Genomic DNA, 8,055 nt, shown 5'->3' with positions numbered 1-8,055 from the left:
CAATAAAGATTCGGTAATGACTACCATCAGCTATACTGACGGCTTGGGCCGCCCACTGCAAACCGTACAGCGGCAGGCCTCGCCGGGCGGGAAGGATATTGTGCAGGCTTTCTCTTATGACGAATTGGGGCGCGAACGCAACCGCTACCTGCCCTTTGCCTTAACAACAACTACCGGGTACGGTGCTTACGTAGCTAATGCCCATTCGGTTGGCGTTTATAATTTTTATAACCCCTCGCCGGTACCTTCGCCTGTTCAAAGCCAGCAGGGCAACGGTATCGTTCGTACCCCCAAACCGCTATCCGTAACCGGCTTCGAGGCATCGCCGCTAAACCGTGTTGTAGAGCAGGGCGCCCCCGGGGAGGCCTGGCAATTGCCTGATGCCGGCAGCCCCAACAGCCCATGGCATACGGTGAAAACGGATTATTCTGCCAACGACCAAAGCACTTTTACCTCTGCTATATCGCCCAATAACAAAGGCAGCCACCTGGTATCGAGGTACAAGGCTGAGATACTGGCAAACGGTACCAGGCAACTCAGCCTTCCCGGTACCTATGGCACGGGGCAACTAAGTATCACTATCAGCAAAGATGAAAACTGGAAGCCCGCCGAAGGCTGCGTAGGCATTGTGGAGGAATATAAAGACAAGAACGGCCATGTGGTATTAAAACGCCTTTATAACAAAATAAAAGACGGCTTTAATATAGATGTGGCAGAAATGCTGAGTACCTATTATGTGTACGACGATTTAGGCAACCTGGCCTTTGTGTTACCACCCAAAGCCAACCCCGATGCCGGCATGCCCACCCAGGCTATTTTAGATGACCTCTGCTACCAGTACCGCTATGATGCCCGCAACCGCTTGACGCAAAAAAAGCTGCCGGGCAAAGGCTGGGAGTTTTTTGTTTATAACAAGCTGGACCAGGTGGTAATGACGCAGGATGCCAACCAGCGCAATAAAACCCCACAGGAGTGGTTGTTTACCAAGTATGATGTGCAGGGCCGGGTAGTAATAACAGGCATATACCCACACCCCAACAGCAGTGGGGATAGCAATATCAGCACGCCATCAACGGCGGTGCTTACCTGGTTGCAAGACTATAGCGATCAGCAAACTAATTTATGGGAAAGCCGGACTACGGCCAATACAACCCCGGGCTATACCAACGTGGCTACACCGCAGGGCGTGGTATCGGCCTACCTGTCTATTAACTATTACGATGATTATAATATAGCCGCCAAGCCTGCTAACTATGCAGCGCCCGCCGGTGCCAGCAGCCGCACACAGGGGCTTCTCACCTGTACACGCACCGGTATCTTAGGCTCGGCCACCCGTATGTTGTGGTCTTTTACCTATTACGATGACGACGGGCATGCCATTAAAACCTACGAACAGCATAACCTGGGCGGCAATACGCCCAATTACAACAATTACGATGCGGTAACCACCACCTATAATTTTAATGATGCGGTAACCAGCACCACCCGGGAGCATTTTACCATCTCCAATGCCGGCTTCCCCCAACTTACGGTGGCCAATACGTATTTGTACGATCATATGGGACGTAAGCTGAGCAACTGGCAGCAGATGAAGTACAGGACGATGGCCGCAGATACCAAAACCCTGTTATCGAAAATAGAATATAACGAAATAGGGCAGGTTAGGATAAAGCACATCGGCAGTACCGACAGTACCAATTATTTGCAAAACGTTACCCACACCTATAACGAAAGGGGCTGGCTGCGCGGGGCCACCACTAACGATAATTTGTATAACCTCGATCTGCGTTACAATGCACCGGATAACGGCATAGGCCCGCAATACAACGGCAATATTGCCCAAATGGAATACTTTGGGAAAAATGGACTTAACAGGGGTTTCCGCTACAGCTACGATGCTCTGAACAGGCTGTTGAAGGCGCAATCCAACTCGGGGCTGATGGACGAAACCCTTAGTTACGACAAGGGCGGAAATATTACCAAATTAAACCGTACCGGGCAGCCTTACGGCGAATTAAGTTACTATTACAATAACAGCAACCAAACCAATCAACTGGCCACGGTGTTGGGTGCCGGCTTTACCACCCGCGGCTATTCTTACGATGCCAATGGCAACTCCAAAACGAATGGGGAGGGCAAGTTTATCAGTTACAACGTGCTCAACCTGCCCTCCACGGTTACGCAGGGCGGCTCCACGTTAGCCAGTTATACGTATGCCGCTAATGGTGAAAAACTCAGGAATGTAAGCGCTGCCGATGGTACATGGGATTATATTGGCGGGATAATTTACCAAAATGGTGCCATTAAATTTATACAAACCGAAGAAGGGCGCGCCATGCCTAATGGCACAGGCCTGTACAAATACCAGTACGACCTGAAAGACCACCTGGGCAACACCCGCTCAACCTTCCAGGAATCTGCAGGCATTGCAGACGTAATACAGGAAGACGATTACTACGCCTTTGGCTTAAGAAACGGTATTCATGATAACTCCAGCGATAATCGTTACCTTTATAATGGCAAAGAATTACAAGCCGACCTCCAAAACCAATACGATTACGGGGCAAGGTTTTATGACCCTGTGATAGGAAGGTTTGTTGTCGTTGATGCATTCAGCGAGAAAAATTATGCTATAAACCATTATAATTATGCCGCCAATAATCCCATAGCTCTTATCGACGTTAATGGGGACAGTGTAAGTGTTGCCGAAAAATATAGGAACTACATGAATGGGGTATTGAAAGCCGCGTTTGGCTCAAAAGCAGATAATTTCAAATATTCAAAAAATGGTAATCTTATTTACGACGGAGACGTTTCTAGCTTTTCAAGAGATGAGGCAACGGTATTTGATGGTCTTAATGGTTTAATGAGCGAACAGACCATCACAAACATTATTTTTGAATCTAATTATACTGCGAAAGAAGGAGAAAAAAGTATCGAAATGAATACCAATGAACACGGTGGTGAGGTAACAATTCCCGGAAGCGAACAAGGGATGAGGCAAAACTATATTGTAATTGATCCGAATGGTGAATCAACGGTAACAGTTAATGAAGTAACTAATACTTATTATAAAGCAGTTGAAGATGGTACATTAAATGTGCCATCAAAAGAGCCGAAATATCTGCAAAAGTCTGCTGCCATGAATATGATGACGAGAACTATGCATGGTATTGGACACATTATGTATAAAGGGAAATCTCAAAATAAAGTAATTGATTTTGAGAACAAGGCGAGGAAGATAAATAAGTCTACAAACCCGCAAGGAGGTTTTACCCCGAGCCCGCTCTCAAAAAGAGGTTATGATCAAGACCATAATAGAACGCAATATTGATATTGAACAAGATGAAAATTATTACTTCCGTACTTTTAATAGTTATGTTTTCACTCAAAACAATAGTTTCTTCTGGTCAGGATAGCAGTCATACGTGCAGCTGTTCTCAATCAAAAGAATTATTGGTTAAACCACAGGGTTTTCCTATTAAAATAAATGCGTTGGCAAGAAAGGATTCCAACTATTTGATTTTGAATGTTATAAATAACAGAGAGGATACATTTTATCTATTTGATAGTTACTTGAAAAAAGATTATTATAGTTCAAGGCATTTGCATAGAATAGATACTAAGAAAGGGATATATAAAATTTCGTTTTTGCCAATAATTCCTTTTTTGACAACTGAGCTTTCGGATGTTATTAAAAACGATCCATTGTTCAAAAAAGGGCAGATAACTTATCATTTTACACAGTTATTACCCAATAGTATATTTGAAATTAAAATTCCAATTAAAGAGCTTTTAAGAAATTCGGAACTTCTAAACAACGTCATCAAGGATTATGACGTTAGGCAATTAAACAAGTATTCAAAATCAAACTATGAAGAGGTATTTTCTAATAATTTGAGGAATACTCTTTATAAATTTCAAATTGAACTTGCCGTGTATAGAAGCGTAGAACTTCTTTGTAAAAAGGGCGCTTACTATTATCAAGAGGAAGAATTTGATAGACAGTCGAAGGATTTTGAATTGCTATCTGTAGATATTGACAACATAAAATACATATTTGATAGCAAGTAATTGATTGACCCCCACTGGTCGAAGTTTATAACTTCGACTTAAAATAAAACAAGCTTATAGCTTGCGAGGCAAAATGGGGGCAACCGGGGTTTCCGGTACAGCTACGATGTGATGAACAGGCTGCTGACGGCGCAATCCAATTCCGGGTTGATGAACGAAAGCCTCAGTTACGATAAGGCGGGCAATATTACCGCGCTCACCCGTACAGGGCAAACCTACGGCACGCTCAACTATGTTTAGAACAACAGCAGCCAAAGCAACCAGCTGGCCACGGTAACCGGCACCGGCTTTACCAGCCGCAGCTACACGTACGATGCTAATGACAACCCCACTCTTGCTCGAGTATGTAGCGGTAGGTAAGAATTTGTGTTGTATTAGTGCCCAACCAAGATGGCCAATATACCAGCTACGGGCAATAAATTCACTTTCACCCTTTCACTTTTAGCGGAAGTATTGTTAATGAGTTAGGGCGGGGGCTAATTTGTGCCGGAACCAATAGAGATATACTCCGGTCACAGAATAGTTTTCGGCATCTTTCATTAGTATTATGTTACTATTTTTTTGCCTTGAACATATTTATGGCTATCTTTAGGCCATAACCTTTAGTACTTATCACCTATGGATCCCTACACTTTTAACGTTCTGCAACGATCGCCGGGGCTTGCTACGGCGGAATCAAATATTTTTACTGCAAATAGCGTTCGCCGCTAATTACTGATCATTTTAATAACCTCCTTATCATATGCTAAAAAAGACCTTTTTTACCGGCCTTTTGTTCCATTTTGCGTGTTCGCTGGCCTTTGCCCAGCAGGGTATCAATGCCCCCGCTTTAACCAATGTTTTACCACCTGCGCCCAATGCTTTTGAGACCACCAAGTATGCGGGGTTACCCGTCAACATGTCCTCGGGCTCGGTGAGCGCTACTATACCGCTTGGCGAGATCACCGCGGGGCGGTTAAAAGTGCCTGTTAGTTTGTCTTATAACTCGGGGAACGGCATACGCATGAACCAGATTGCTTCGCGGGCGGGAACCGGTTGGGTGCTGAATGCGGGGGGTGTTATTTCCCGTACGGTGGTGGGTGTAGCGGATGAAGATTCGAATTGGCTGCCTTACCCAGCCAATACATCGGGATCTGATTACCGGTATTTTTTGCATAATGCCACTTCGGGTTCCACTTTATACGACACCCAAACCGATATTTTTAGTTTTGATTTTAATGGCTATAGCGGGCAGTTTATCCTGGATCCGGCGCAACGGACCAAGGCAGTGCCTTTAGCAGCTACTAACCTGAAGATCGAAACAAATTTCCACCAGGAGATCAGCACAGAAGATTGGACGATCAGGATAACTGACCCGGAAGGGGCCCAATACTACTTCGGCGGCTCGCAGGCTACTGAAACCAGCAAAACAGTGCCGCAGGGAGTAGGTGAGGATTGCGGGAAGAGTTTTGCTTTACCCAATGCAACGGCATGGTACCTCACTCAAATAAAACATTACAGCGGCGAGCAGATCTTTTTCACGTATGCACCTGTTACTTTTGATTATGTAGCGGATATCAGCCAAACATTGATCCGCACGCCGCAAATGACTTTGACTACTGCAGCGTGTACCGGCAGCCCAACGATGTGTAGCAGCCGTAACGAAAGCCAGACCTGCGGCAGCGTGCTCCGCAGTAATGGAGTGGTATTATTATTCATCACTGGCACGCATTCTTATGCGAATTTTAATTACATCAATAGGCTCGATGTTTCAGGTGATTTATTATTGTCTTACGTGTCTTTTTTTAGTAAGAACCTTACAGCGGCCACCAGCCCTAAGAAACTAAAGGGTTATGATCTGACATATACTTACGGCTATAATAACAATTATACCAACCCGTTCGGCGGTGCCAGTACAGCTAACCGCCCTTACCTCAGGGGCGTCATCAAAACAAATACGGGTGTTAGTCCAGAAAGGTACCTGATGAATTACTATAATGTGAACCAGCTGGGTTCGAGGTTGTCTTTCGCCCAGGACTATTGGGGGTATTTTAATGGAGTAAACAATGATTACCTGATACCCCCAAGCACAGACCCTACCATAGCGACTAAATACCCCTCGGGTATGGCCAATAGGGACCCGAACGGCGCCTATGCCTATTTTGGCTTGTTAAGCAAAATTACCTATCCATCCTATGGTACTGATAGCCTGGAGTATGAACCTAATACCGTTTACGAAGTGCGCGCCCCGGTGCTTCCCCGTACCAACCTGACTAAAACGGCTACGGGTTTTGGCCATAGCGGCGAAAATTCTGAAAGCCAAACTTTTACTTCGGCCAATGCGCCTATTACCATTTCTATGTCCTGTACCTACAGCGGTTCTGGGTTGGATGACCATATCCACCAGCATGCCATTGTGGAGGTTTATTACGCGGGTACTAGCGATATATTGTGGAGTTACCAGATCAATATCGGTGAAACGTTAAATGCAACGCTTCCCAATGCATCAGGCGGGAGTTTTACTTTAAAGGTGCGCTCTTTCGGGGAAGCCGCTGTATCCAGCGCGACTGTAAACTATCAGCCGGTAGCACCGGGGGTGCTCGCTAATCACCAGGTAGGGGGGGTGCGTTTGGCCAGGAACATCAGCACCGCGTTAACGGGAAAAACACTCATTAAAAAGTATGTTTATGCCTCACTGGCTACACAAGCACGGTCCTCGGGCCGTTTGATGCAAAAACCAAGTAATGCAGATTATTATGGCATCCAAAAAACAAGCAATTGCCCGGGCGGCCTGTGCGAGTATTACATCGCCAGTTCGAGCCCTAATAGGTTGCTGAACTTTTACAACGGTGGGCACATTGCTTATAGCCATGTGATTGAATTACAGGGCAGCGAATGGGCCAACGGCGGCATAGAGCATGAATACACGGTCAACTACAACAATTATTCGCAGATTATTACCGGCGACCTTATCCCAAGTTCGCCGGTAGAAAACCGGGGTTTTACCAACGGCCTGGAAAAACGCAGCCGCACCTTTTTTGTAAACGGCGGATCGGCGGGGAGTTATACCTGGAAAACGGTAAAAGATGTGTCCACCCATTATGTGAACGATCCGCGCCGTTCGGTTTATTATACCAATAACCTGGTGCGGAAAAATTTTGAAGCAGGCTCGCCTGTCGATGTTGCTTATTTCCGGTTGGACGCCTTTGATATTTCACGTTATTTAACCTATGTACAATGGATATATGCCGATACGGTAACAACCACCAATTACGACCTGGAGGGCAATAATCCTGTGAGTAATTACCAGGTGAACATCTACGGCAACCCCGCCCACATGCAGGTCACCGAGCAAAAAACGGGGGGGAGCGATGGTATTGTACAGCGCGTGTTATCAAAATACCCGCACGAAATGGTTGCCGATGGCGCAGGGGCACCTTACCCGGCTATGATTGCCGCCAACCTGGTAGAAAAAAAGATAGAGGACGATTATTATAAGGACTTAACTTTCCTGCAAGCGGTAAAAACCGATTATGGCGATTGGGGGAACCAGGTATTTGAACCTGCGGGCATACAAACCAAAGCTGCCGGGGGCAACTGGGACCCACGCATTGTGTTCTATGGCTATACCACCAGCGGTGGCCTGCAAAGCCAATCGAAATACCTTGGGCCTAAAAGTAGTTACCTGTGGGGTTACGACGGCTTGCTGCCTGTTGCCGAAGCAAAAAATGCTGCTTACAATGAAATTTTCTATGACGGCTTCGAGTCTAATACTTTGGTGCCAACGTCCGAGGCCCACACGGGCACCCGCGCTAAGTCTGGGGAACATACGGTCAATTTTAGCCCGCCGGCAGGTAAGAGCTATTTTATCAGCTGGTACGAATTGGTAGCCGGTAAATGGGTTTACAAGAAGGAAGCCTACACAGGTAGTAAAACTTTTGATGCAGTAAGTGGTGTTTACCGCGATGATATTTGCATTTATCCCACCGATGCACTGATGAG

At 46.0% G+C, this 8,055-nt stretch carries 4 protein-coding genes; all 4 read left to right on the top strand.

Annotation, left to right across the window (positions count from 1 at the left end; translation table 11 throughout):
* Positions 1–3,334 (top strand): DUF6443 domain-containing protein (locus tag BC343_RS20245; protein WP_238381817.1); only part of this gene is annotated, 3,334 nt, incomplete at its 5' end.
* 11 nt (positions 3,335–3,345) lie between these two features.
* On the top strand, positions 3,346–4,074 hold the full coding sequence (locus tag BC343_RS20240; RefSeq protein ID WP_078349646.1) for a hypothetical protein: 729 nt from the start codon (positions 3,346–3,348) through the stop codon (positions 4,072–4,074).
* 111 nt (positions 4,075–4,185) lie between these two features.
* Complete coding sequence (locus BC343_RS31820; RefSeq protein ID WP_262493458.1) at positions 4,186–4,314, top strand: hypothetical protein; 129 nt, start codon at positions 4,186–4,188, stop codon at positions 4,312–4,314.
* Between the two features lie 502 nt (positions 4,315–4,816).
* The coding region (locus tag BC343_RS20235; RefSeq protein WP_078349645.1) for a hypothetical protein at positions 4,817–8,055 on the top strand (3,239 nt) is incomplete at its 3' end.

It is taken from the genome of Mucilaginibacter pedocola (assembly GCF_002013915.1).
In the GTDB taxonomy this organism is placed as follows: Bacteria; Bacteroidota; Bacteroidia; order Sphingobacteriales; family Sphingobacteriaceae; genus Mucilaginibacter; species Mucilaginibacter pedocola.
The sequence above is the reverse complement of the archived record's forward strand: the minus strand, read 5'-3'. Positions and strand labels throughout refer to the sequence as shown.